This is a genomic window from Corynebacterium sp. S7, from assembly GCF_054401105.1.
Map to the genome: position 1 here is coordinate 392,567 of NZ_CM136760.1, position 23,601 is coordinate 416,167.

Genomic DNA, 23,601 nt, shown 5'->3' on the forward strand with positions numbered 1-23,601 from the left:
CCGGCAGCAACCAGGGGGGAACAACGTAAGGAGTTATAAGTGGATTATAACACGAAAATGCGCACCGGCCACATCCAAGAATACTTTCTTACCGTCCTGGAACTCACCGGGGCTGACGCTACCCGCGCCCTCGACCTCATGCACCCTGACGTATTGCCGTGGCAGGCCGCGAAACTTCACGCCGCCATAAAATACGTAGCCACCAAGTCGCCCGATGATCGCATAAGCCAAACAGACGTGAACTCGTACCTCACAGCCAACGGACTCATGGCCAATCAAGGACTCGCTGCATGGTGGCAAGCACTTATCACCTCAGACGTGAAACCACGAACACCGGCGATACTCCAAGAACTCGCAGCACGAATCACAGAAGACCGATTCCGGCAACGACTCCTCGAAATGCACCAACCACCCGAAGACATATTCACGGCACCTCTAAACGAGATCACCGCCCGCATAAACCGCAACCGCGAAGAACTACTCACCATCTACAACCACCTCAACCAACTCACCGCAAAGGAGGACGCAGCATAATGACAAGCCCCGACGATATTTACCAGCGGGCACAGGTAACAGTCGGAAAAGTCCGCCCAGACCTCACTGTTGCAACTGGAAATAGCTTCGAATCTGCGAACGAATCGGTGTCTAACGGTGAACCCGAAGTCCTGGACTCGCAGACCATCGCCGGAATGGTGGAAGCATGGCTCTCTACCTACGTCAAGACAGCACAAACAAGTGACCTACATACCTTGACGTTGTGGGTACTGCACACGCACTTGGCTAGCGAACTTTATACGACTCCACGGCTATTACTTGATAGTCCTGTTCCTGGCTCAGGTAAAACCACCGTCTTAGATCACCTCAAGCATCTATGTTTCAAGCCTGTTCAAGCCGCGTCGTTATCGTCACCCTCTTTGCTTGCACGCCTGTTGGAAAAAGAGCCAAGAACGATCCTTATTGATGAAGCAGACCGCACCTTGCACCCTAAAGCTGACGGCGTGGGTGAACTCTTGGCCGTCCTAAATTCTGGTTACCGCCGTGGAGCATCACGCCCCGTACTCGTTCAAAAAAAGAATGAGGATGGTGCTACGGTTTGGGACCCCGTTGAAATGTCTACTTATGGGCCGGTGGCGATGGCTGGAAATTCCCCTGATCTTCCCGACGATACTAGGAGTCGGTGCATCTCAGTCCTTCTTCTCCCAGACCTCGACGGCACTGTTCAAGATTCTGATTGGGAAATGATCGAAGAATCTGCAAACGAACTTCACAACGAGATTGAAGCATGGGCAAATAGTGTCCGGGAAACCGTGTCGATGAATCGCCCTGACATGTCCAAGAACGTTCTGAAAGACCTCAAGGGTCGCAATCGTGAACGGTGGTTGCCTCTTTACCGGGTGGCGAAGCTCGCAGGGAATGAATGGGAATCTCGCTGCATCAAACTAATCGAAAATGACTTGGAGCAAATGAAAATGGATAAAGAAGCGGGTTTAGTTCGCACCAAAAGGCACGTAGCCCTGTTACAGGATATTGCAGCGGTATGGCCTAAAGAACAACCATTCTTTGCCACAACCGACCTCTTACGAACATTGTCTATGCACTCGCCCGAGATGTGGGGCATTGGTAGTGGCAAAGGTGCACTGTCTCCCCAGGGTATGGGTCGCATGTTGTCCAGTAAGTACTCGATACGTGCAGACCGATTACCAGGTGGCAGTCGTGAACGTGGATACTTTCGCCACGATTTTGAACCAGCTTGGTCCGCTTTACAGATCGCCTATTGACCACCCTATACAAACCGGACGTACCGGACGAACCAGCCTAACCGGACCACCAGCAAGACCACTTTGTCCCGTTCGTCCGCATCGTCCGGTTACTAGAGGGGGACCAGCCTAACCGGACCACCAGCAAGAAAGAAGAGAATCATGTCTAAGAATTACGAATCTGAGTATTTACGTTTCATTGCCCCTAACGGCCTGGAAGAGCAACTTATCCGACTCGAAACCGAAGGCGTAATCCGCCGAGACAACACCGGCAAATACTTGAAAGTGAAGGACGCATCATGAACGGGCGATTCTCTCAACCTAAAGGCCGCTTCCAGCATGTAGGCATCACCGTTGAACCATCAACGGACCCTCGCGGCAATCAGAACGTCATGGTCAAAATCCACAACGTAAATGGGTACTTCTACATGCTCGACTTGCCCCAAGAAACCGCGATTCAACTTTGTAACCAGATCACGGACACTCTGGAAATCTTCAATGAGAAAGAAGAGAACCACCCTTCCCCGAATGATTAAATGGTCTAGGTAATGGTAGACTTTTAACCGTGGCCGGTTGATGTACTGGTGGTACGGGAACCAACCAGCCGCACTCTATGTTGAGACAAAAGCAGTAGTTTCTCCTGCCAATAGCCCCCTTCACCCCAAGTTGCTTTGCCAGGTGAAGGGGGCTTCACTAATTCTTGTAGAAGGTTCACATGTCGCTGAAACGTTGCCTACGATGCGGTTGCCACCGCCCCCGCCTGGACCCCGACCCCAAAGGCCTAGGACTCTGCGAAGAGCACTACAACCAGTTGAGTGCAGGCACCATCGGTCAAGACCACAACCCCCGCAGCAAAGAACGCACCGTCGAAGAGATGGAAGACTACCTCCTCCAAGCGTGGGAAGCCTTAGGCACGATCCCCAAAGACAGGGCCCTCGCACGCCAAATCGGGGTACCCAAAGACACCATCCACCACATCATGGGCCGCACCTGGCCCAGGTTCAGAACAGCCGCCTGGATACCCTTCACCGACGGTGTAGCACGCCTACGCTTCCACCACGAACACCCAGAAGCCAACCAAGAAGATGATGGTGGCCAATGGGACCAAGGCGAACCACCAGGCTCAAAGGGTCGCCTATCCGAGAATGAAGCCCTACTCGGGGAAACCCACCACGAATACAAAACCTGGACCAAAGCAGCATGAGCCACCCCAACACCGACCGCGACAAACGACAATGGCGAAACAAAGTCACACGAGAACGCAAACGCCTAGAGAAAGACCCAGTACTCGCAGTCTGCTGGTTGTGCGGTTCTGAAATCGACCTTCAGTTGCCTTACCACCACGAGAACGCGTTCACCCTCGACCACGTTGTACCACTCGCAGCTGGTGGTCACATCATGGGAGAAACCAGACCAGCACACAGAAGTTGTAACTCTTCTCGTGGAGATGGAAGAAGAAAACCAAACCAAAGACCAACACTTCTTGAATGGTGAACAACAACGTTGTTTGCTTCACGTGAAACAACTTCAAACAACTCTTGATTCAACGCAGCGCACGCCAGCACCCACAGCCACACACATGGTTGGTAGGCACCAATGATTGAGCCGACCCCACGGGGTGGCGGGGGACTCGGTCGCCCGATCCTCCGGGGGACCTCTCGGTATTGGGTCATTTGCTCGCGCCCTGATTCTGCTGCTTAGTTCCAGACTTCTTTTTGGTGGTGGTTTTCGTTTGGTGGCCTGGTTATTGTTGGGTTTTGTTGTCGTTTGGCCCTGGGGTGCCTTGGGGCGTTTTTGTAATCGGTTTGTAAACCGTTTTCGTATTGAAAAAGCAGGGTGGTTTTTGGCTGGTGGGTTCCAGAGTCGCGGAGCGTTCCAGACACATACCAATCTGGAACGCTTGATGTATGCCGAAGATGAAGTTGGAGCCTAGGAGTCGTTTTCAGTGCGGTACGAATGCGGGTTATCGGCAGCATTCTAAGCGTGGGGAGCGTCCTTGCGATGATTGCCGGGCTGCTCATGCTGCTGCTGATCGCGCGTATCGGCGTGGGGAGCGCACTGTGAAGAAGAAACGTAAGACTGATGTGTCTGGCCCGTCGATGGATCAGATCATGGGTGATAAGTACAACTATTTGGAAGAAGGAAATTGATGGCTGTGAAGTCGAAGTCGTTTGTGTCTCGTTTGGAAGAGTTTGATTCTTTCCCTGTGATTGGTGTTCAGTCGCCACTGCTTGGGGAGTTGGAGGAAGCGGACCGGGCGGTGCAAGCGAAGTTGGAAGAGCTTGATGAAGCGTGTGGGGTTAGTGCTTTGTCGCCTGAGAAGTTGGGGGAGTTGGGGCAGCGGTTCGCTAAGGGTGAGTTGAAGCCTGAGACTGTGGCTGCTCGTATTTCGTCGGCTGCTACGGTTCCTCGTGGGCAGGCTGGTTCTCGTCATGCGGTGGTTCGTCAGGCTGCTAAGGCTCAGTTGCGTGCGGAGCTTGATAGGCCTGAGTGGTCTCGTAAGTCTCTGTTGGAGTCGTTTCGGGAGCCTGTGGCCAAGGTTGTGGACCAGGCCGCGGTTGAGATGGTGGAGACGTGGCAGGCGTTGCCTGAGCATTTGAAGGACTTTGCTAAGGGTATGCGTGGCCCTGGCAAGTTGGGCCGGTTGGCTAATGAGGTTGATTTGAATGCTTTGTCTGGTGCTGAGATTGACCAGGTGCGCCGTTTGTCTCAGGTGTGGGTTTTCTGGTCTCCTCGTTCTGTCCCGCCGTTGGTGTATGTGGCTGAACAGTTGGGCGAGTTGCCTAGCCAGTACACCGCGAGTGGGCGCGCGAATCCGAATGCGCCTGCACCGTTGCAGCACTCGTTGTTGTGGTCTGGTGCTGAGGAAGCGGCTGTGCTCGCTCTTGATGATCTGGTGATTGGTGGCCATGTTGATGCGCTTGAACCTGTCATTGATGGTTCTTCTGAGGAGTACGCGGAGCGTAAGGCATTCATGGACAAGATCGACACCTGGAAGCATGAGAAGGCTATCTTGACTGCTGCTCGTGCGAATGTGCCCCTGGGGAGTGATCGTGCAGCTGAGTGGAATCGTCGCCGTGATCTCGAAGGTATGCAGCTGTTGGAGGAGTTTCGTTCTAAGCCAATGTTGGTGTTGTAGATGCGGGTTGATGATTACGGCAATGTGGCTGATGGTTCACCGGAGTCAGCGGAGCAACGACTATTCATGCCTGTGACTTCTCGGGATTACCGGGTGGTCATGCAGGGTGAGGAAACTGTGGAAGAGATTGGGGCGCGGATTTATGAAGTCTAAGAAGAATGGGCCGGTGGCTGTGCAGGAAGTCCCTACGCCGGGGCCTGTGGTTCGCCCTGAGGTGGCTAAGTCTGGGGATAATCGTTTGATTGCTTGTGACAAGGTTGGTTTGCCGTTGCACTTGGCTTCACGGTTGATTGGTGACACTCTCGATGAACTTGTTGAGGATGCTAAGCGGTTTAAGGAGTTGTTGGAGTCGTTGGAGCCTTCAACGACTTGGCCTTAGAAAGGATTGAATAATGGCTGATGTATTTGATTTTGCGAATGCTGTCGCTGCTGAACTGGCGCAAGACGAAATGGATAGGGTAGCTGAGGAGATGCGGGCGCAGGCTGAATCTACTGCTGCTGAGCATCGAGATTCTGGCGAGTTTTCCGGAAACTTCAAGGTTAAGAAGCAGGGGAAAGATCGTTATGTTTATAACGATCACCCGGCTGCTTGGCATATTGAGGGTGGGCACTTTGCGCGAGGGAAGGATGGCCGGCCTGGTGATTGGGTGCCTGGTCAGTTCAATCTCACTCGTGCTTCACGGAAAGATTATTGATTTAGTGCCGCTGTAGGAGCCGTTTTAAGCGGTTTTATGGTGGTGGCCTGCACTGTTGTACCCCTGGAACGCTCTCACGGCCTTCTGGGGGTATTGGTGTTTGTGCAGGTCAGGACTTTTACTCAAAAATGAGTACCGGGAGCACGCGCGACGAACCGGGGCAAGTACAACAACGGCTGGAACTGTGCGCAAAGAAATGGAGCAGTCCGGAGCATTGTCCAAATTGGACAATGGCACCACCTCGGATGGCAGGAGCTGGAGGAGGGAGGGCAGGTGGACCAACGGTCCACCTCAATCGGTTCGGACGGGAAGTCTTACCCCGCATCGCGCCCTGCACCTGTGGAACCAGAACCGCCTACTCCTCGTGCTCGTGCGCCTGGGCTAGGCGAGTGGTGGACACAAAACGGACGCGACCCCCGCCGATTCTCCCTGATTCAACAAGACTGAACGGGGGCTAACCCGCTGGTAGATGATGTTCCTCGTGGTTTCCCCAGGGCATATTTCTTCCTCGTAATGAAAAGGTCGCGAGTTCGATTCTCGCAAGCGGCTCAATTGAAACCCCAGTTCAGACAGTTTGAACTGGGGTTTCGTCGATTCTAGAATCGGCCAAGCGCAAAAATGAGGCGTTTAAGGTCCAAGATAATGGGCATAAAACCAGTGTGGTCGATAATGCCCGCCGGCGAAACTATTTCGTTTTCAAACCTTGTTCAATAGCAATTCAGCCATTAGGCTGGCTAATGCATGGAGCTATGTTACAAATCACAAAAGACTATATCCTGTTAGCTTTTGCACTCCATGTCTGTTTCGAGTCACTTCCCCTAATTCACAGCCCTGTCCACTGGCAGGGCTGAGATGCATACCCAAAAATTGGAGAACATCTATGACTACCGCAGCACCACAGCAATTTACCGCAGCCGTTGTTGAGCAATTCGGACACACTGTCACCATCAAAGATATTGATCTGCCAGAGCCGGGGCCATTCCAAGCACTGGTGAAGCTCAAGACTTCGGGCATTTGCCACACTGACCTTCATGCGATGGAGGGCGATTGGCCGGTCAAGCCTAATCCGCCGTTTGTGCCTGGTCACGAGGGGATTGGCGAAGTAGTCAAGTTAGGGCCGGGCGAGCACGACGTAGCAATCGGTGACATCGTGGGCAATGCATGGCTCTGGAGTGCGTGTGGAACCTGTGAGTTCTGCATCACTGGTCGGGAGACTTTCTGCCATGAGGCAGAATACGGTGGCTATACCCAGAATGGCTCCTTCGGTGAGTACATGCTCGTTGATACGCGATATGCCGCACGCATCCCTGAGGGTGTCAACTACCTCGAAGCGGCACCGATCCTTTGCGCCGGTGTGACCGTGTATAAGGCGCTGAAGGTTTCTGATACCCGTCCAGGCCAGTACATGGTGATTTCCGGTGTCGGCGGACTTGGGCATATTGCAGTTCAGTACGCCGTGGCGATGGGCATGCGTGTGATCGCAGTTGACGTTGCTGATGACAAGCTCGAGCTGGCACGCAAGCACGGTGCTGAATTTACAGTGAATGCGAGGAATGAAGATCCGGGCGAGGCCATTCAGAAATACACTGAAGGAGGCGCGCACGGCGTGCTTGTGACCGCTGTTCATGAGTCGGCCTTCGGGCAGGCTCTTGACATGGCCCGTCGCAACGGCACGATCGTGTTTAATGGACTTCCGCCAGGGGAGTTCCCTGCATCGGTATTCAATATCGTGTTTAAGGGCCTGACCATCCGCGGCTCTCTTGTTGGCACCCGCCAGGACATGGCTGAGGCGCTGGACTTTTTCGCACGAGGGTTGATCAAACCAACGGTAACGTCGTGTTCGCTAGGCGAGGTCAACGACGTCTTTGAGCGCATGCGTAACGGCAAGATTGATGGCCGAATTGCGATCCAGTATTGATCCAGTATTAAGGTCATTTTCCGGGTGGTCGATTCTAGAATCGGCCACCCGCAAAAATGAGGCGTCTTAGATCCAGAACGATGGGCATAAAACCAGTGTGGTCGATAATGCCCGCAGGTGGTTAAAGCAGACGGTTAGTCCTCGCGCACCGACTCCGGCAGGAAGCGTGGCACAACCTTGCCCACGGCGTTGCGGGGCAGCTCGTCCACGAAGTTCACGTCGCGCGGGACGGAGTGGTTGGCCAGATTATCGCGGACCCACTCGCGCACGGCGTCGGCGGTGAGGTTGCGGCCGGCTTCGTCGTCGCTACGCACGATCCACACGGCGATGCGCGCGAAAGTCTCCTCGTCCTCGACGCCACCTGCGTAAAGGTCGGCGATGCCGGGCATGGACTCCAAGACATCGGAGACGGAGGCTGGGTAGACGTTTTCGCCACCGACGATGATCATGTCGTCGACGCGGCCGAGCACGTGCAGGCGGCCGTGCTTATCGAAGTAGCCGAGGTCGCCCATTTCGACGAGGTCGCCGATCTTGACCATCTGCGTGTTCGGATTGGAGTAACCCACCAACGAGGTCGAGTTATTGAGGAAGATCCGACCGACGGAACCCTGTGGGACTTCTTGGTCGTTGTCGTCGTAAAGCTTCAGTACGGTGCCCGAGGAAATGTGGCCTGCGACGGTCGGGTCGGCTGCGACCTCTTCGGCCGAGGCTGCCGCTGCGAGAGTGAGCTCAGTGGAACCGTAGATGTTGGCCAGGATTGGGCCGAAGCGGTCGTTCATTGTGCGCACTATTTCGGGGGTCAGCGCGTGGCCTGCGGAAGCGATGAATTTCAAAGACGAGGTGTCGTACTTGTCGTGGTCCTCGAGCTCGAGCATCTGCTTGAAGAAGATTGGCGAGGAGATAAGCGCGTCGCACTTGTAATTGACAATCTGCTCGAAGACCTTGCGCGGGTCGTAGTGGCGCTGGGTGACCACAGTGTTGCGGGCGCCGAAAGCAATGTTGGTTGCCGACCAGCCCCAGGTGTGGAACATGGAAGCGCTCATTTGCACGGTCATGCCAGCGCGCCAGGGGAGCTTCTCTAGCAGGCCCGCCAAAACAAGGGGGAGCTTCGGCTCGGGACGCAGGATGCCTTTTGGGATGCCGGTGGTGCCAGAGCTCATCAGCACAATGTTGCCGTGCTTTGGCCAGACGGGCAGCTTGTAGCCATTGTCCGGAGCGTGCACGATTTCCTGGACCGATGGGTAATCGGTATGAGGCTCGGAAGTGTGCGCGTAGGCAACCGTGAGACCTGGGTAATCGGTGGGGATGCGGTCGGCAAATTCATCGTCGACAAGCAGTACATTGATCTTGTTCTCTTCGATGCAGCCGAGGATTTGCTCGGGGGAAGAACCCACGTTGAGCAGGTATAAGGTGGCGCCGGCGTAGCCCTTAGCGGTCATGGGCAAAAGGATGCCGCGGCCGTTGCGGGCCATCACGCCGATGTGTAGGTCCTTGAGGCCCGCGTGGTCCTTGACTTCGAGGAACCACTTGGCCAGGCGCTTGGATTGGTCGCGCATCTGGGCGTAGGAGAGGACGCCATCGTCGTCGATAAGTGCATTGCGATGCGGGCTCTGTGCGGCACCCTGCTCGATCTCGCGGGCGGTGGTGAACCAGTAGCGCGCGAGCGTACCGGGCATGGTTGCTGCGGCTGCGGGGCCACCTTCGCTGCCGACGATTCCGGAGCGGATCACAGCGGGCACGAATTTAGCAAGCGCCTGCGTGTTGAAAGCGAATTTGCCCAGAGGGGAAAGCGTCGACATTTTAATCCTTGAATTGCGGGTCGGGAATAGCGCCAATAAAGGTATCGGTTTTGGTTTCCAAAGTGTTGCATATTTACTTAGCACAGGCCACAGATCTTGATTTGGAACGCAAAACTTTTTCCATGACAACATAAATGAAAGTGACTAAAGTTGCCAATGATACTGGAGGGATTTTCCCCCAATTTACTCACAGCGGTTGCATTGAGTTAGCCATGGCGCTTAAGGTGCCCATTGACACTCTTTTATGAAATTCGTACGATCCTGACGGAAAATCTGACGGAAATAAGAAGAAAACAAGAAGCAAACAAGAAAGTGGGCTCCATGCTGTTCTCAGCTTCCCGCCGCAAAATCGTTGCTCTCGTCGCGGTCCTGCTTGCTGCCATCGGCATGGTAGTCGCACCTCACGCGCCGAAGGCGAACGCGCAAAGTCGTAACCTGGTCATCTTCGGAGATTCGTGGGTCTCGGATCCAACCGTGCCTGAATGGGCTGCCGGTAAGTTGGGTTTGGATGCGCGCGGCTCCTCCAACGCCGCGACGTGGTGCCCAACCAGCAACACTAGCTTTGGCAAGATTGCTGCCGGTCAGCTCGGCCTGCAGGCCAATGACTACTCCTGCACCGGCGCCGTCACCATTTCCCAGGGCCCGCAGCTGTCCACTCAGGTTGACCGCGCGCTCAACACTCAGGGCCTCAACAGCGCCACCGAGCGTGTGCTCATCTCTGTTGGCTTCAACGACACCTACAACAACGACGGCCAGCCACACGATGTTGTCCGCCAGCGCTTCGTCGATTACATGCGCCCACAGGTCGATCGCATCCGCGCGGCCGCACCAAACGCGCGCATTCAGTTCGTTGGTTACCCGCAGATCAGCGACGGCAACGGCAACGTCTGCCTCTTCCACGTCGCGCCAAATGTCTCGGATGTCACTCCTTTCCAGAAGATCACCGAATGGGAAGTGCTTGGCCAGTGGATGCTGGTTGATGCTGCCAACGCCACCGGTTCCGAGTTCATTGACCTGAAGCCTTCCACCCGCGACAACCACATGTGCGCCCCAGACGATCAGCGCATGTGGGCAGGCGTGATTGATTTCTATGGCGGCCCTGGCCACATGCCGTTCCACGCCAATCAGCGCGGACATAACCACGTCGGCGCAGTGGTCGCCGCAAGCTAGGATTTCGCTTCACGACGATTAGCCCACCGCCTTCCCCGTACCGTTCGGGGAGGGCGGTTTTGTGATTGGTATGACGATTTTTTCAATACTGAAGTTGAATTTCGTTACACTGGGAGTAATGAGTGTGTGACCTAACCAATCGAGTTGATCGCGCAGTTGGTTGGGGCACAGGCCGGACAAATCACCACTACCCAAGGAGTACCCCGACATGCCTGATCAAAAACAGCTCGGTTCCCGCACAGACCGCTTTATTGAGGCCGATGGCCTGAAATTCCGCGACCTAGATGGAGATGGCCAGCTCACCCCATACGAGGACTGGCGCTTGCCTGCGTCCGAGCGCGCCGCCGACCTAGTTGGTCGGATGAAGCCGGAAGAAAAAATCGGCATGATGGTCATCGGTTCCCACTACCCCGGCTACTCCGAGTACCTGCCACACGCCGATGCAAACAACCTGCTCAACCCGAAGGATGTTTGGCGCGACCACAACCCGATCACCGGGCAAGAATACCCAGATCCCATCCTGGTGACTTCCTCTACCGACAACGCGATCAATGTTCGCCACCAGCGCTACCTCATCGTGCGCGATAATCTTTCCCCACGCGACCTGGCGGTATGGACCAACGCCGTGCAGGAAGTCGCGGAGCGCTCGCGTCTGGGCATTCCGGTTGTCTTTGCCTCCAACCCGCGTAACCACTTCTCGCTCATCGCCGAGTTCGGCGTTTCTGAGTCTGCGGGCGTGTTCTCCGAGTGGCCAGGTGAGCTAGGTCTTGCAGCACTTGACGACGATAAGCTCATCGAAACCTATGGTCGCGAGATTGCCAAGGAGTGGCGCGCAGGTGGCATCCACAAGATCTACGGCTACATGGCTGACGTCGCTTCCGAGCCACGCTGGTCGCGCTTCAACGGCACCTTCGGCGAGGACGTCGACCTGGTCACCCGCTACATCGGCGCGCTGACTCGCGGTATGCAGGGCCCCGAACTTTCTGAGAAGTCCGTGGCCACCACCGTCAAGCACTTCCCGGGTGGCGGCGTGCGCCTCGACGGCCACGACCCACACTTCGAGTGGGGTCAATCCAACGAATACCCCACCGAGGGTGCGTTGGCGAAGTACCACCTGCCTCCTTTCCAAGCGGCTATCGACGAGGGCGTTTCCTCCGTCATGCCGTACTACGCAAAGCCGGTGAATACCTCTGCCACACAGCTCCCAGAAGAAATGTGGGCCGGCCCGACCACCCAGTTCGAGGAGGTCGCGTTCGCTTACAACAACACCTTCATTCAGAAGCTGCTGCGCGAGAAGATGGGCTTCAAGGGCTACGTGAACTCCGACTCCGGCATCATCGACGCCATGATGTGGGGCGTGGAAGACCTGACCAAGCCGGAGCGCTTCGCCAAGGCAGTCAAGACCGGTACCGACATCGTTTCTGACATGGCCGACCCAACCGAGCTGCAAAAGGCCTTCGACCAGGGTCTGCTGGAAGAAAAGTACCTCGACCGCGCAGTGACCCGCCTGCTTACCGAGATGTTCCAGCTGGGCTTGTTCGACAATCCTTATGTCGACGAGGACAACGCGGAAAAGGTCATCGGCAACCCAGAGGTCACCGCGCTGGCAGAGAAGGCACAGCGCCAGTCCGTGACCCTGCTGCGTAATTCCGAGCTTCTGCCACTGGATCTGCAGGCGCAGAAGAAGGTCTTCGTGTTTACCACCGGCCGCACCAAGATCGAGGAGGTCGACGTAAAGGTCAAGGAGTCCCTGCAGCAGGAGGCTCCGAACTACGTGCTCGTCGATAAGCCTGAAGACGCCGACTTTGCCATTGTCTGGGCGCGACCTGACATCGCACTGTTCGAGGATGACAAGCCGGGCGTTTCCCTGTCGATTGACCCGCGCGACAATGGCGTCGATGTTGACCGGATCGTTGAGATTGAGGCGGCCACGCCGACGATCCTCGTGGTTAACTTCACCAACCCGTGGATCTTGTCCGAGATTGAGCCGAAGGCCTCCGCTGTTGTGGGCACCTTCGAGATCAACCCGGATAACCTCTTCCGCTCGCTCGCGGGCGAAGATGGCGGCCCGCAAGGCAAGTTGCCGATGTCGGTTCCTGCCTCGACGGCCACGGTGGCAGATTCCCCGCGCGACGTTCCGGGCAAGTACCAAGCGGGATATGCGCACGTAGATCGCGAGGGCGTGACCTACGAAGCTGGCTTCGGATTGACATTCTAAGCCCCTTAATGAAAAAGTTCTCCCACCCTAATGAAAAATCGTTAGGGTGGGGGCATGACTCAAACAGTTAAAGGCGTAATCGCCCGCTCCAAGGGCGCAGAGGTTGAACTAACCGACATTGTGATCCCGGATCCAGGCCCCAACGATGTTGTGGTCAAGGTGCAGGCGACCGGTGTGTGCCACACCGATCTTGCGTACCGCGACGGAGACATTAACGACGAGTACCCTTTCCTGCTCGGCCACGAAACCGCAGGTATCGTCGAGGAAATTGGCTCGGAGGTCACGCACGTTGCCGTCGGCGATTTTGTGGTGCTGAACTGGCGGGCAGTCTGCGGCGAGTGCCGTGCGTGTCGCAAGGGTGACACGAAGAACTGCTTTAATACCCACAACGCATCCAAGCCGATGACGCTAACCGATGGCAACGTGCTCACCGCGGCGCTGGGCATCGGCTCTTTTTCCGACAAGACCCTTGTTCACGAGGGCCAGTGCACCAAGGTCAACCCTGAGGAGGATCCAGCGGCCGCTGGTCTGCTCGGTTGCGGCATTATGGCGGGCCTCGGCGCCGCTGTGAATACCGGCGACGTGCAGCGCGGCGAGTCCGTGGCTGTCTTCGGCCTCGGCGGTGTTGGCCTTGCCGCCATTGCGGGTGCCGCGCTGGCGGGAGCCACGAAGATCATCGCCGTGGACATCGACGAGCGCAAGACCGCCGCCGCACTGGAAACCTTCGGCGCGACCCACGCGATTAACTCGAAGGGCATGAGCGAGCAGGAAGTGATTGACAAGGTCCGCGAGCTCACCGACGGCTTCGGTACCGATGTCACCATTGACGCTGTAGGTATCCAACCCACCTGGCGCCAGGCCTTCTACTCCCGCGACCACGCCGGACGTATGGTCATGGTTGGCGTGCCGAACCAGACCAGCAAGATTGAGATCCCAGCGATTGATATGTACTCCCGCGGCGGCTCCGTCAAGCCGGCATGGTACGGCGACTGCCTGCCTGAGCGCGACTTCCCAACCTACGTCGACCTGCACTTGCAGGGCCGTTTCCCGCTCGGCGATTTCGTCTCCGAGCGCATCGGCATCGACGAGGTGGAGGCCTCCTTCGAATCCATGAAGAAGGGCGACGTCCTGCGTTCCGTGGTGGTGTTTGACTAATGTCTTTCCGCATCGACAACGTTGTCACCTCGGGCAAGTTCCGCCTCGACGGTGGCGAATGGGACGTGGACAACAATGTCTGGATCATCGGCGATGATTCCGAGGTGTACATCATCGACGCCGCCCATGATGCCGACGCAATCGCTGCGGCCGTGGGAGATCGCAAGGTTTTGGGCATCGTCGCAACGCATGGCCACAACGACCACATCGATGCCGCACCGCGACTGACCGAGCTCGTTGACGCACCGATCTATCTTCACCCTGCCGATTCCATGCTGTGGGAGGAAACCAACCCGGATCTGCGCTACAAGGATCTCGCGGACGGCCAAACCTTCCAGGTCGGTGGCACCGAGATCAAGGTGCTTTCCACCCCAGGCCACTCGCCGGGATCCGTGGTGCTGTATGTGCCTGAGGCCGGCGAGCTCTTCTCCGGCGACACGCTCTTCCAGGGCGGCCCGGGTGCCACGGGGCGTTCGTATTCTAGCTTCGACACCATCATTGAATCGCTGCAGAAGTCCGTTCTGGAGCTTCCCGCGGCCACAATTGTGCGCACCGGACACGGCGATCACACAACAATCGGCGACGAAGCGCCACATCTTGAAGAATGGATCAGGCGCGGGTACTAAGATCGAGGGTTATGCACACTCTCGTCACCGGCGGAGCCGGGTTTATCGGCTCCCACCTGGTGGATCTCCTCATCGAGGAGGGACATCGGGTTACCGTCGTGGATAATCTTTCCCACGGCACCACCGACCACCTGAACCCAGAGGCCACCCTCATTGAGGCCGATCTGCGCACCGCTGACCTGGCCCCGATCGTTGCCGGGGTTGAGGTGGTTTTCCACCTCGCCGCGCAGATTGATGTGCGCAGTTCAGTCGCCGATCCGGTCTTCGACGCCGAGACCAACGTCACCGCCACGATTCGTTTGGCAGAAGCTTCACGACGAGCGGGCGTGCGTAAAATTATCATGGCCACCTCCGGCGGAGCAATCTACGGGCGCCCTGAGACCTTCCCGGTGAATGAGAACGCTCCGGTTGAGCCATACTCGCCTTATGCCGCCTCTAAATACGCAGGCGAGCAGTATCTGAACATGTTCCGCAGGCTCTACGGCCTGGACTGTTCCCATATTGCGCTGGCGAACGTGTACGGCCCGCGTCAGAACCCGAAGGGGGAGGCGGGCGTGATTGCCATCTTCTCCAACGCGCTGCTCAACGGCGAGCCAACCACCCTGTTCGGCGAAGGCGCAAACACCCGCGATTACCTCTATGTTGGCGACGCTGTGCGCGCGTTCTACGCGGTCTCGGGTGAGCTCGGCGGCGGCGAGCGTTTCAACATTGGCACTGGTGTGGAGACCACCGACCGTGAATTGCACTCGCTGGTTGCCAACGCTGCCGGCGCGCCGGATGAACCACAGGTCGCACCTCCTCGTCTCGGCGATGTGCCACGGTCTTGCCTGGACTTCAGCAAAGCAAAAGAGACCCTTGGCTGGGAGCCGCAGGTCTCTATTGCTGAGGGAATTCAGCGTACCGTGGATTCGATGCGGTAGTTAGCGGGAGGAAGAGCTGCCGAGCGAGCTCAGGGAGCTTGTTGCGCTGCCCGAGGTATCAGGCTCGGTGGCTGCCTTTTTGATAGTGAACTCGTCGAAAAGCTGCGGTGCCTGATCAGGGTTTTCGGTATCGAAGATGTAGCTGGACACCTTGCCGGTTGCGGAATCAAAGCCGGTGAACAGCGAGTAGCGGTTCGACGCGTGGTACGGCTCTTTCTGCGATGGGTCGACGGGGGAGTCAAACGGCCGCACCGTTGGAACGATTGGCTCCAAACCACCTGGGGAACCGTATGGCATGTAGTTGTCGGAGTTCCACGGTGCCGGCGGGGTTGGGCGTGGGCCGTCGGCTGAAAGCTCGTGGCGGGCACCGTAGTTGTTACCCACGTTTGAAGTTTCGATGAAGTTCACGCCGTTGTCGGACTTGAAACGGTTCCACAGGTGCGAGTGGCCGTTGAACACGAGGTCAACAGGGGTGCCCTTGCGGTCAACCAGTGGCATGAGCGAGTTGAGCAGGACGTTGCCTTCTGCTGGGTACTCGTAACGGATACCAATGACGTTGCCCGCCTCATCCTTTTCCTCGATCTCGACTGGATCGGAGAAGTGTGGCATGGCGTTGTTGCCCAAGGAATGCGGCGACTCGTGCAGCATCACGATCACGTTTTCTGCGCCGGTGGTTGCAGGGGAAGCCAGCTCCGCCTGCAGCCAGTCGTACTGTGCGGAATCGACGGTGAGATCCTCGAAGATGAAGTCGCCGTAGCCGCGCTCAAGTGGGGAATCCAGCACATCGGCCGCTTCCTGGTAGCGAGACGTGTTTGTGCGCTCCTCCGGATTAGCGTTTGCGTCGAGGCCACGCCAGATACGAGTGGAGAACAAGGTGATCAAGCGAGTGTTTCCGACCGTCGTCGCATAGTATTTTTCACCCCCAGTTGCAGACTCTGGCAGGGTGAAAATCTCTTCGTAGGAAGTCGTGGAGAAGGAGTTGTCCTCGATCCACTTGCTCTTGATTGCTTCGTCGCCGGTTGGGTTGACGGTGGCTGCAACCTTTTCGTATTCCGCCTCAGCTACCTCGCGTGGAACAGGGTAGTTAAAGGAGTAATCCAGCGAGTCCTGCTCGGCGATGCGCCCCTGGACCTCGTGGTTACCTATGGCTGTGTAGAGCACGGAGTTCTGCGCGATCTGGCCGCCGTTGTAAACCTGGCCGTTATCTGCGGTGTAATTCGCGTTGCCTTGTACACCCGGGAAGAATCCAAGACCTTGGTTGTGGTCAAACCATTCGGAGGCGCGGTCCGGAACGTTGATCATGTCGCCCGCGATGAAGGTGGCGTCGATCTCGCCCAAGGTTTCCTTTGCCCACTGCATGTTGGCAGGCGCGTTGTTCTTCTGCTGGTGATCGGAGGTCAGCAGTGCGGTGAAGCTCTCGTCGGCGCCGATTTCATCCTTGGCGGTGTACACGTTGGACAGTGCTACGTCGCCGTCGATGATGGAGACAACGCGGTAAGGCGTGCGAGCGGTCGAATCGAGGCCGGTCACGGTGGCCTCATGGCGGTGGACCTCGCGCGCTTCGATGCCAGCGGCGGGCTTATTATCGACGAATGATGCCGCATCCTCAGCCATACGCGACAGCTGGAAGGACTCAGCGTTGTGGACGGTGACGCCCTCGCGACCTGCGGTGGCGGCTTCTTTCGCCTGCTCAGGAGTCAGGTTTTCAATATCACCGGTGAGAACAACGTTCTTGGATCCGGCTTGCTCAGTGAACCACACGACCTGGACGGAGTTCTTGCCAGGAGCCTGGAGGAACGGATCGGTCAGCAGCTTGGCGCTGCCAACGTTTTCGGGAATAGCGTTTGCAGGAACAATAGTTGCGAATGTTGCTACGACGGTGAGCGCAGCAAGCGTGGCACGGAGTGTAGATTTCATGACAGGAAACCTCGGGAGACTCGAAAAGTGTGGACAACCCGGATTGTCTCAGGAAATTTTCAGGTTGTCCCCTGGGGGAAGGTCCCTAATGAAACTATTAATATTCCGTTTAGTTTGGGGTTAGAAAGTTCATATACAGGTCAGGCTTTCACCTGGGATGCCTGCAGCTCCTCGTTGATGACCTTCTCAAACTCCGAGAGCGGCAGCGCACCGCTGACCAGCTTGGTGCCGATAACGAAACCTGGGGTGCCGTCAATGCCCAGACCCAGCGCGTACTCGCGCGCCGCAGTGATTGCCTCGTCGTACTTGTCGCTCTCGGCGTCCGCGCGGAACTTCTCAATGTCGCTCACACCGGCCTCTTCGGCGTAGGTAACGAAGTCATCCATCGTGTATTGCTCGTGCTTGAAGTTGGAGAACAGGGCATCCTTGAACTCGAAGAAGCGGCCTTGCTCGGCGGCGGCTCGCGCGGCGCGGGATGCGGCCTCGGAGTTGGCGCCGTTGACTGGGAGATCGTTGAACTCAATGCGCAGCAGGCCAGCATCGACGTATTGTGCGACGATCTCCGGTTCGGTTTCGGTGGCGAACTGGGCGCAGTAGGGGCAGCCAAAGTCACTGAATTCGCTCATGACCACGGGTGCGTCGACGGCGCCGACGGCCATCGGGTCATTCGCGTCACGACGAGGCACGTTCCCCACCTCATCCATATTGGTGACAGGACCAGCTGCACCATATCCCTGGGCATCAAAATAGCCCTCCTGGTTGGGCGTTGGGGTGGAGAAATCGGTGCCGGGGGTGACATCTGGGATCTGGTTTTCGCTAGGAGCTGCCGCCGAAGGAGTAGTTACCGTCTGGCCTTGTTCGCGGCCATCATTAAGCCCAATGATATAGCCGCCGACGGCCGCCGCCAGCGCAAACACAATGGCAAAAGCCCAGAACAGGGCAGGGATTTTAGTTTTGGTTTCAGGCTTGTTGGACGCCAACGGTTCTTCTCCAAAGTCTTTATGCAGGAATTAATTTAGTGTCTGCAACAACCGTATCAGGCGACCTCGACAAACCCGTTAGCCCCGTGGCTCCTCGGGCAGTACTGGGTTCTGCAGTGCAACCGCGCGAGCCAGCTTGGCGTAGCGCACCTCTTGTTCCCGCTTGCCCACCCACGACGACAGCGTGGTGGAGAAAAACGCCACAACGAGGCCGTAGGTGAGCAGGTCGGTTCCGCGATCGACGCCGAGCCAGTTTGCCACCACGGTCAGATCGTCGGGGCGCAGGATCGCCCACACTGCGGCAATGGTGAGCAAGATGAAGGCAATTTTCACCCACGCCTTCGTTTGTGCTTTCTTCCGATTCAAAAAGAAATAGCCCAGGAGTAATACCGTGGCCGCGAGCAGCAGAAATACAATCAACATATTAAAGCCTCTTTGCTAGGAATGTGTCGGCCAAGATGTTGACGCCGTTAATCAGCGATTGACCCTTTGCCATGGAGTATTCGGTGTACAAAATATCCACGTGTTCTTCGGAGACGCGCCAATTCTTTTCGTCGATCATGGCAATGATTTCGGAGGCATGTGACATCCCGCTCATCTTGATGTCCATCTCGTTCGCGACCTTCAAATTGAACGCACGCAGGCCGTTGTGCGCGTCGGTCAACCCAAGGCGGCGTGAGCGTGGCGACAGCAGCACGACAATTTGCAGCACAATGCGCTTGATCAGAGGGACCTGGTCATCTTCTGAGCGAGGGCGACCAAAACGCGTGCCGACGATAATGTCTACCTCTTCGGTACGCAGGCGATTGACCATCTTCACCACGTCTTTGACCTGGTGTTGCCCGTCCGCGTCAAAGGTAACGAAGTACTTTGCCCCCGGCTGCTTCCGCGCATATTCCACACCGGTTTGCAGAGCGGCACCCTGGCCCAAGTTGACCGGGTGATTTACCAGGTGCGCACCAGCAGCGTGGATTGCTTGGGCTGAATCATCCGCCGAACCGTCATTGACCGCGACGATATTAGGGAATGTTTCCCGGGCATGCGAGAGTACCTCTTCAATGACTTGGCCCTCGTTATAACAGGGCACGATCAGCCAGGTATCTGCAAAATCTTGCGTCATGGGCAACCTATCTATGAACTATCTATGAAAAAGTTTTGAGTAAGCTCGCTGCAGCAAACCCAGCGGCAGTGCTCGATAAAGCGTGCGGAGAATCAGGTTCATCGTAGCCCGCGGTTTGGACACCAGGCCGTACGAAACCAGGTTTCTTTGCATTTCTCTTTCAGATTCAAACATATTTGACGTTCGCCTGCTGAATTGCTCCGGCGACACACGGAAATAAGTCAGCGGTTCCTCCAGATTCGCCAACCCATATCCACCGGCCACAAGACGGGCATATAAGTCATAATCTTCCATGCGGTGCACATCTTTATAGCCACCAACAGCCTTGACAGCATCGGTGCGCATCATCACCGAAGGATTATTAATCGGCGAATTGATCTTCACATATTTATCCAACCCGCTCGTAGGCAGCGCACGAATCGCACCGCCGTCGCCGGGGGTCTCGGAAAATTCCTCCATCGCCGTGCCCAAAGCAGCAACCTCGGGGTGTTTCTCTAGGTAGTCAAGCTGTATGGCGAAGCGCTGTGGCTTCGCCACGTCATCGGAATCGAGCCGGGCAAGATAGGCAGAGGTAATCGTCGTTAAGCCTGCTTGCGATGCTCGACCCGAGCCAACATTGTCCTTGAGCGTCACGCGCCGAGCCTCAGGATGCTTTGCGACGAATGCCTCGATGGTTTCAGCGACCGTGTGCGGTCCGTCCTCGACGATGACGATTTCATCGGCAGGTCGGGTCTGTGCCGCGAGGGAAGACAGCGCTTCTTCCAAGGCCGCAGCATCGGTGCCACGATAGACGGTCATGAGGACTGAGAGAGTAGACATCAGTAATCCCTTTCGCGGGCGGCATCAATGAGGTAAGCGCCGTAACCCGATTTCATCATCGGTTCGGCGAGACTGCGGAGGCTGGCGGCGTCGATGAAACCCTCGCGGTAGGCGGCGACCTCGGGGGAACCGATGACTTGGCCCGTGCGCTTCTGAATCACCTCGACGTAGGAGGCGGCCTCCGACATCGAATCGATAGTACCGGTATCCAACCAAACATCGCCGCGGTGCAGGCGCTGGACCTGCAGGGCACCCTGAGCGAGGTAGGCCTCGTTGACGGCGGTGATTTCCAACTCGCCGCGCTCGGAGGGGGTGATCTGCTTGGCAATATCGACAACGCGGTTGTCATAGAAATAGAGGCCCACGACCGCGAAATTTGACTTTGGGTGCTCCGGCTTTTCCTCGATGGAGGTGGCGGTGCCGTTTTCGTCGAAGGCCACGACGCCGTAGCGGGAAGGATCGGAGACCTCGTAAGCAAAGATCATGCCGCCTTGCGGGTTGCGGCAATGCGGCAACGCCTGGGCCAGGCCGGCGCCCTCGAAGATGTTGTCGCCGAGGACGAGCGCTACTGAATCGTCGGCAATGAAATCCTCGCCGATGATGAAGGCCTGGGCGAGGCCGTCGGGGGAGGGCTGGACGGCGTAGCTGAGCATGAGCCCCCACGCCGAACCGTCGCCGAGCAGGCGCTGGAACGCTGCCTGGTCCTCGGGGGTGGTAATGATCAAAATTTCCCGGATGCCCGCGCTAATCAGCGTGGAGAGCGGGTAGTAGATCATTGGCTTGTCGTAGATCGGCATGAGCTGCTTCGAAATCCCCTTGGTAATGGGGTAGAGCCGCGTGCCGGATCCGCCTGCCAGAATGATGCCTTTCATGGGTAATGATCCTAGTCGGGGATCACTCGGGGATCACTGCCAGATAGAGCGCCAACGCCGCGCGCCAATTGCCCGGGGTGAAACCGGTGGCCTCGATCTTGGAGAGATTGAAGGTGGATTCTTTCGGCCGGGGCGCCTCCGGGCCGTTGATCTCCTGGTACTGCGCGCTGCTCACCGGGTGGACCTCGGCAGGGTCGTGGCCCATGCCAATGAACACGGCCATGGCCATCTCGTCGCGGCCCACGGCGTCGCCGCCACTGGAGAGGTTGTATACGCCGTAGTCCGCGCCAGTGTCTAGCAGGTGTTTGACGCCGTGGGCGAGGTGTTCGGCGGAAGTTGGTCGGCCGCGCTGGTCGTGGACTACATAAGGTTGGACATCGCGCTTGGCCAGCGAGGCCATCGTCGCGATGAAATTCGAGCCTTCGCCGAACACCCACGAGGTCCTGATTACGTAGTGCTTCGGCGCGGTTTGCACGGCGGTCTCGCCGGCGGCCTTGGAAGCACCGTAGGCACTCAGCGGGCTCGGCGTTTCATCTTCGCTGTGGATTTCATGGCTGCCGTCGAAGATATAGTCCGAGCTGATATGGACCAGGGTGAGGTTATGCGCGGTAGCGATCTTCGCCAGCTTCGCCGGGCCCTCGGCATTGACCTGCCAGGCTTTTGCGCGCTCGGTTTCGGCACCGTTGACATCGTTGAAGGCGGCCGTGTTGATGATCGCCTGGTACTGCGACCAATCTCGCGCCGGGGGATTGGTGATGTCGAACTCGCGGTGACCAACAAATTCCACGTGTGCGTCCTTATATACCCGTCGCAGCGCACGACCCAGTTGCCCGTTCGCCCCGGTGACCAGGATCTTGCGCGGCGGCACGGGGGTAGCCTGGCTCAGCGGAGGATTGTCTAAGTCCTTGTCGGAGACCTGCGACGGCGCCAGGGGCCAGGCGATCTCGTTGAGATTCACGTTGGAATACTGCGCCTCCGGCGACCAGTGCGTATTCACCAGGTAGATATACGAGGTTTCCTCAAGCGCCTGGAACCCATTGGCCACGCCCCGCGGCACAAAAACCGCCTGCTCCGGGGTGATCTCGAAGGTGTGCTTTACACCGAAAGTCTCCGAGCCCTCGCGCAGATCGATCCACGCGCCAAACACCCGGCCATGCGCTACCGAGACGTATTTATCCCACGGCTCCGCATGCATCCCGCGGGTCGTGCCGGCGGTGGCATTGAAGCTCACATTGTTTTGCACCGGGGCGAAATCCGGCAGCCCGGCCGCGACCATCTTCTCGCGCTGCCAGTTCTCCTTGAACCAGCCGCGCGAGTCGCTGTGGACATCGAGTTCTACCGTGAGAAGGCCCGCGATGGGCGTGGAATTGACCTGCATGCGCACTAGCTTACTGCCCGCGCGCGGCGTATTTCTCCTCCACGGCGGCCTTCGCGCCAGCCCACCAGGACTCGTTGTTGCGGTACCAGTCAATGGTGCGCTCGAGCCCATCGCGTATCGACGAGGTGTAGCTCGGCGCCCACCCCAATTCACGACGCAGTTTCGTCGAATCCATGGCATACCGCTGATCGTGGCCAGCGCGGTCGGCGACGTGCTCGTAGCTGCCACCCATGATCTCGCAGATCATCTCGATAACCTGCTTATTCGAGGTGTGATCGTTATCCGCGCCGATATTATAGGTCTCGCCGCGACACCCCCGCTCTAAGATGGCCAGCACTGCGTCGTTGTGGTCGTCGACGTGAATCCAGTCGCGCACCTGCGCGCCCGTGCCATAAAGTTTCGCAGGCCGCCCGGTGAGCAGATTCGTGATCTGGCGCGGAATGAATTTCTCCACGTGCTGATAGGGGCCATAATTATTCGAGCAATTCGAAATCGTCGCGTTGATCCCGAACGAGCGAATCCATGCGCGCACAAGGTGATCCGACCCGGCCTTCGTCGCCGAATATGGCGAGGAGGGGTTATAGGCGGTTTCCTCGGTAAAGCGCGCCGGGTCGTCGAGAGCCAGGTCGCCAAAGACCTCATCGGTAGAAATATGGTGCAGCCGCACCCCATGCTTGCGTACCGCCTCCAGCAGCGTAAACGTGCCCACCAGGTTCGTCTCCACAAACGGAGAAGGATCGGCGAGCGAGTTGTCATTGTGCGACTCGGCCGCGAAGTGCACCACGGTGTCAACCTGAGACGTGAGCTCGTCGATAAGCACTGCGTCCGTGATCGACCCCTGAACGAAATCGATGTCCAAACCTGCGAGGTTGGCGCGATTGCCCGCATAGGTCAGCTTATCGACGACCGTAACGCGCAGGTCAGGCACACGATCAAGCGCGAGCCGGACAAAATTCGCCCCGATAAACCCGGCGCCACCAGTAACAAGCATCCTCATAGCATGCAAGACTACCTTCCGCTTCACGACGATCGCTCCCGCCCCGAAAACTGTGGATAACCGAAATCTATCCACAGGCTGGAAAGGGGCTGGTTGCGGGTTCGTGGGGGCCGATTATGGT

25 protein-coding genes are annotated in these 23,601 nt (G+C 57.3%); 16 read left to right on the forward strand and 9 right to left on the reverse strand.

Annotated features, from left to right (window positions below; all coding sequences use genetic code 11):
• Positions 1–39: 39 nt before the first annotated feature.
• The 11 genes from ACXZ66_RS01975 (at position 40) to adhP (ending at position 7,509) form a co-directional block, all read left to right on the forward strand.
• Positions 40–534: a hypothetical protein gene (locus tag ACXZ66_RS01975; protein ID WP_458750132.1), complete on the forward strand. Its 495-nt coding sequence runs from the start codon at positions 40–42 to the stop codon at positions 532–534.
• Positions 534–1,778 (forward strand): DUF3631 domain-containing protein, encoded by a 1,245-nt coding sequence (locus ACXZ66_RS01980; protein ID WP_458750134.1) that lies wholly within the window; start codon positions 534–536, stop codon positions 1,776–1,778. The genes ACXZ66_RS01975 and ACXZ66_RS01980 overlap by 1 nt, the downstream gene beginning before the upstream one ends.
• Positions 1,779–1,919: 141 nt before the next feature.
• On the forward strand, positions 1,920–2,060 hold the full coding sequence (locus ACXZ66_RS01985) for a hypothetical protein (RefSeq protein ID WP_458750136.1): 141 nt from the start codon (positions 1,920–1,922) through the stop codon (positions 2,058–2,060).
• Positions 2,057–2,293 carry a hypothetical protein gene (locus tag ACXZ66_RS01990; RefSeq protein WP_458750137.1) on the forward strand — a complete coding sequence of 79 codons (237 nt, stop codon included), beginning with the start codon at positions 2,057–2,059 and terminating at the stop codon, positions 2,291–2,293. The genes ACXZ66_RS01985 and ACXZ66_RS01990 overlap by 4 nt, the downstream gene beginning before the upstream one ends.
• 179 nt (positions 2,294–2,472) lie before the next feature.
• Positions 2,473–2,961: a hypothetical protein gene (locus ACXZ66_RS01995; protein ID WP_458750138.1), complete on the forward strand. Its 489-nt coding sequence runs from the start codon at positions 2,473–2,475 to the stop codon at positions 2,959–2,961.
• A gap of 945 nt (positions 2,962–3,906) precedes the next feature.
• Entirely contained in the window at positions 3,907–4,896 is a 990-nt protein-coding gene (locus tag ACXZ66_RS02000) for a hypothetical protein (RefSeq protein ID WP_458750139.1), read from the forward strand.
• Entirely contained in the window at positions 4,897–5,049 is a 153-nt protein-coding gene (locus ACXZ66_RS02005; protein ID WP_458750140.1) for a hypothetical protein, read from the forward strand.
• Entirely contained in the window at positions 5,039–5,275 is a 237-nt protein-coding gene (locus ACXZ66_RS02010; protein ID WP_458750142.1) for a hypothetical protein, read from the forward strand. Before ACXZ66_RS02005 ends, ACXZ66_RS02010 begins: the two co-directional genes overlap by 11 nt.
• 13 nt (positions 5,276–5,288) lie before the next feature.
• Positions 5,289–5,591 (forward strand): DUF5403 family protein, encoded by a 303-nt coding sequence (locus ACXZ66_RS02015; protein ID WP_458750143.1) that lies wholly within the window; start codon positions 5,289–5,291, stop codon positions 5,589–5,591.
• Positions 5,592–5,775: 184 nt separating this feature from the next.
• A complete protein-coding gene (locus ACXZ66_RS02020) occupies positions 5,776–5,976 on the forward strand; it encodes a hypothetical protein (protein ID WP_458750144.1) in 201 nt (66 codons plus the stop codon).
• Positions 5,977–6,471: 495 nt separating this feature from the next.
• Positions 6,472–7,509 (forward strand): alcohol dehydrogenase AdhP, encoded by a 1,038-nt coding sequence (gene adhP / locus ACXZ66_RS02025; RefSeq protein WP_458750146.1) that lies wholly within the window; start codon positions 6,472–6,474, stop codon positions 7,507–7,509.
• 134 nt (positions 7,510–7,643) lie between these two features.
• Here adhP and ACXZ66_RS02030 read toward each other — a convergent pair whose 3' ends face one another.
• Positions 7,644–9,308, reverse strand: coding sequence for an AMP-binding protein (locus ACXZ66_RS02030; RefSeq protein ID WP_458750148.1), 1,665 nt, complete (start codon positions 9,306–9,308; stop codon positions 7,644–7,646).
• Between the two features lie 321 nt (positions 9,309–9,629).
• Between ACXZ66_RS02030 and ACXZ66_RS02035 the strand changes: the two genes are divergently transcribed.
• The 5 genes from ACXZ66_RS02035 (at position 9,630) to ACXZ66_RS02055 (ending at position 15,397) form a co-directional block, all read left to right on the forward strand.
• Positions 9,630–10,478 carry a GDSL-type esterase/lipase family protein gene (locus ACXZ66_RS02035; protein ID WP_458750149.1) on the forward strand — a complete coding sequence of 283 codons (849 nt, stop codon included), beginning with the start codon at positions 9,630–9,632 and terminating at the stop codon, positions 10,476–10,478.
• A gap of 208 nt (positions 10,479–10,686) precedes the next feature.
• Positions 10,687–12,696: a glycoside hydrolase family 3 protein gene (locus ACXZ66_RS02040; protein WP_458750150.1), complete on the forward strand. Its 2,010-nt coding sequence runs from the start codon at positions 10,687–10,689 to the stop codon at positions 12,694–12,696.
• A 54-nt stretch (positions 12,697–12,750) separates the two neighbouring features.
• Positions 12,751–13,851, forward strand: coding sequence for an S-(hydroxymethyl)mycothiol dehydrogenase (locus ACXZ66_RS02045; RefSeq protein WP_458750152.1), 1,101 nt, complete (start codon positions 12,751–12,753; stop codon positions 13,849–13,851).
• Positions 13,851–14,477: an MBL fold metallo-hydrolase gene (locus ACXZ66_RS02050; protein ID WP_458750153.1), complete on the forward strand. Its 627-nt coding sequence runs from the start codon at positions 13,851–13,853 to the stop codon at positions 14,475–14,477. Before ACXZ66_RS02045 ends, ACXZ66_RS02050 begins: the two co-directional genes overlap by 1 nt.
• 11 nt (positions 14,478–14,488) lie before the next feature.
• Positions 14,489–15,397: an NAD-dependent epimerase/dehydratase family protein gene (locus tag ACXZ66_RS02055; RefSeq protein ID WP_458750154.1), complete on the forward strand. Its 909-nt coding sequence runs from the start codon at positions 14,489–14,491 to the stop codon at positions 15,395–15,397.
• Here the strand turns inward: ACXZ66_RS02055 and ACXZ66_RS02060 are convergent, their stop codons facing one another.
• From ACXZ66_RS02060 to rfbB, 8 genes are all read right to left on the reverse strand, one after another.
• Positions 15,398–17,314 carry a metallophosphoesterase family protein gene (locus tag ACXZ66_RS02060; RefSeq protein WP_458750155.1) on the reverse strand — a complete coding sequence of 639 codons (1,917 nt, stop codon included), beginning with the start codon at positions 17,312–17,314 and terminating at the stop codon, positions 15,398–15,400.
• A gap of 140 nt (positions 17,315–17,454) precedes the next feature.
• Positions 17,455–18,294 (reverse strand): DsbA family protein, encoded by an 840-nt coding sequence (locus ACXZ66_RS02065; protein WP_458750156.1) that lies wholly within the window; start codon positions 18,292–18,294, stop codon positions 17,455–17,457.
• A gap of 78 nt (positions 18,295–18,372) precedes the next feature.
• Positions 18,373–18,717, reverse strand: a complete 345-nt coding sequence (locus tag ACXZ66_RS02070) for a DUF2304 domain-containing protein (protein ID WP_458750157.1) — start codon at positions 18,715–18,717, stop codon at positions 18,373–18,375.
• A gap of 1 nt (position 18,718) precedes the next feature.
• On the reverse strand, positions 18,719–19,414 hold the full coding sequence (locus tag ACXZ66_RS02075) for a glycosyltransferase family 2 protein (RefSeq protein ID WP_458750158.1): 696 nt from the start codon (positions 19,412–19,414) through the stop codon (positions 18,719–18,721).
• 18 nt (positions 19,415–19,432) lie between these two features.
• Positions 19,433–20,233 carry a glycosyltransferase gene (locus ACXZ66_RS02080; protein ID WP_458750159.1) on the reverse strand — a complete coding sequence of 267 codons (801 nt, stop codon included), beginning with the start codon at positions 20,231–20,233 and terminating at the stop codon, positions 19,433–19,435.
• Entirely contained in the window at positions 20,233–21,105 is an 873-nt protein-coding gene (gene rfbA, locus ACXZ66_RS02085; RefSeq protein WP_458750160.1) for a glucose-1-phosphate thymidylyltransferase RfbA, read from the reverse strand. Before rfbA ends, ACXZ66_RS02080 begins: the two co-directional genes overlap by 1 nt.
• 22 nt (positions 21,106–21,127) lie before the next feature.
• Positions 21,128–22,483 (reverse strand): sugar nucleotide-binding protein, encoded by a 1,356-nt coding sequence (locus tag ACXZ66_RS02090; RefSeq protein WP_458750161.1) that lies wholly within the window; start codon positions 22,481–22,483, stop codon positions 21,128–21,130.
• A gap of 10 nt (positions 22,484–22,493) precedes the next feature.
• Positions 22,494–23,480: a dTDP-glucose 4,6-dehydratase gene (gene rfbB / locus ACXZ66_RS02095; RefSeq protein WP_458750162.1), complete on the reverse strand. Its 987-nt coding sequence runs from the start codon at positions 23,478–23,480 to the stop codon at positions 22,494–22,496.
• Positions 23,481–23,601 lie beyond the last annotated feature (121 nt).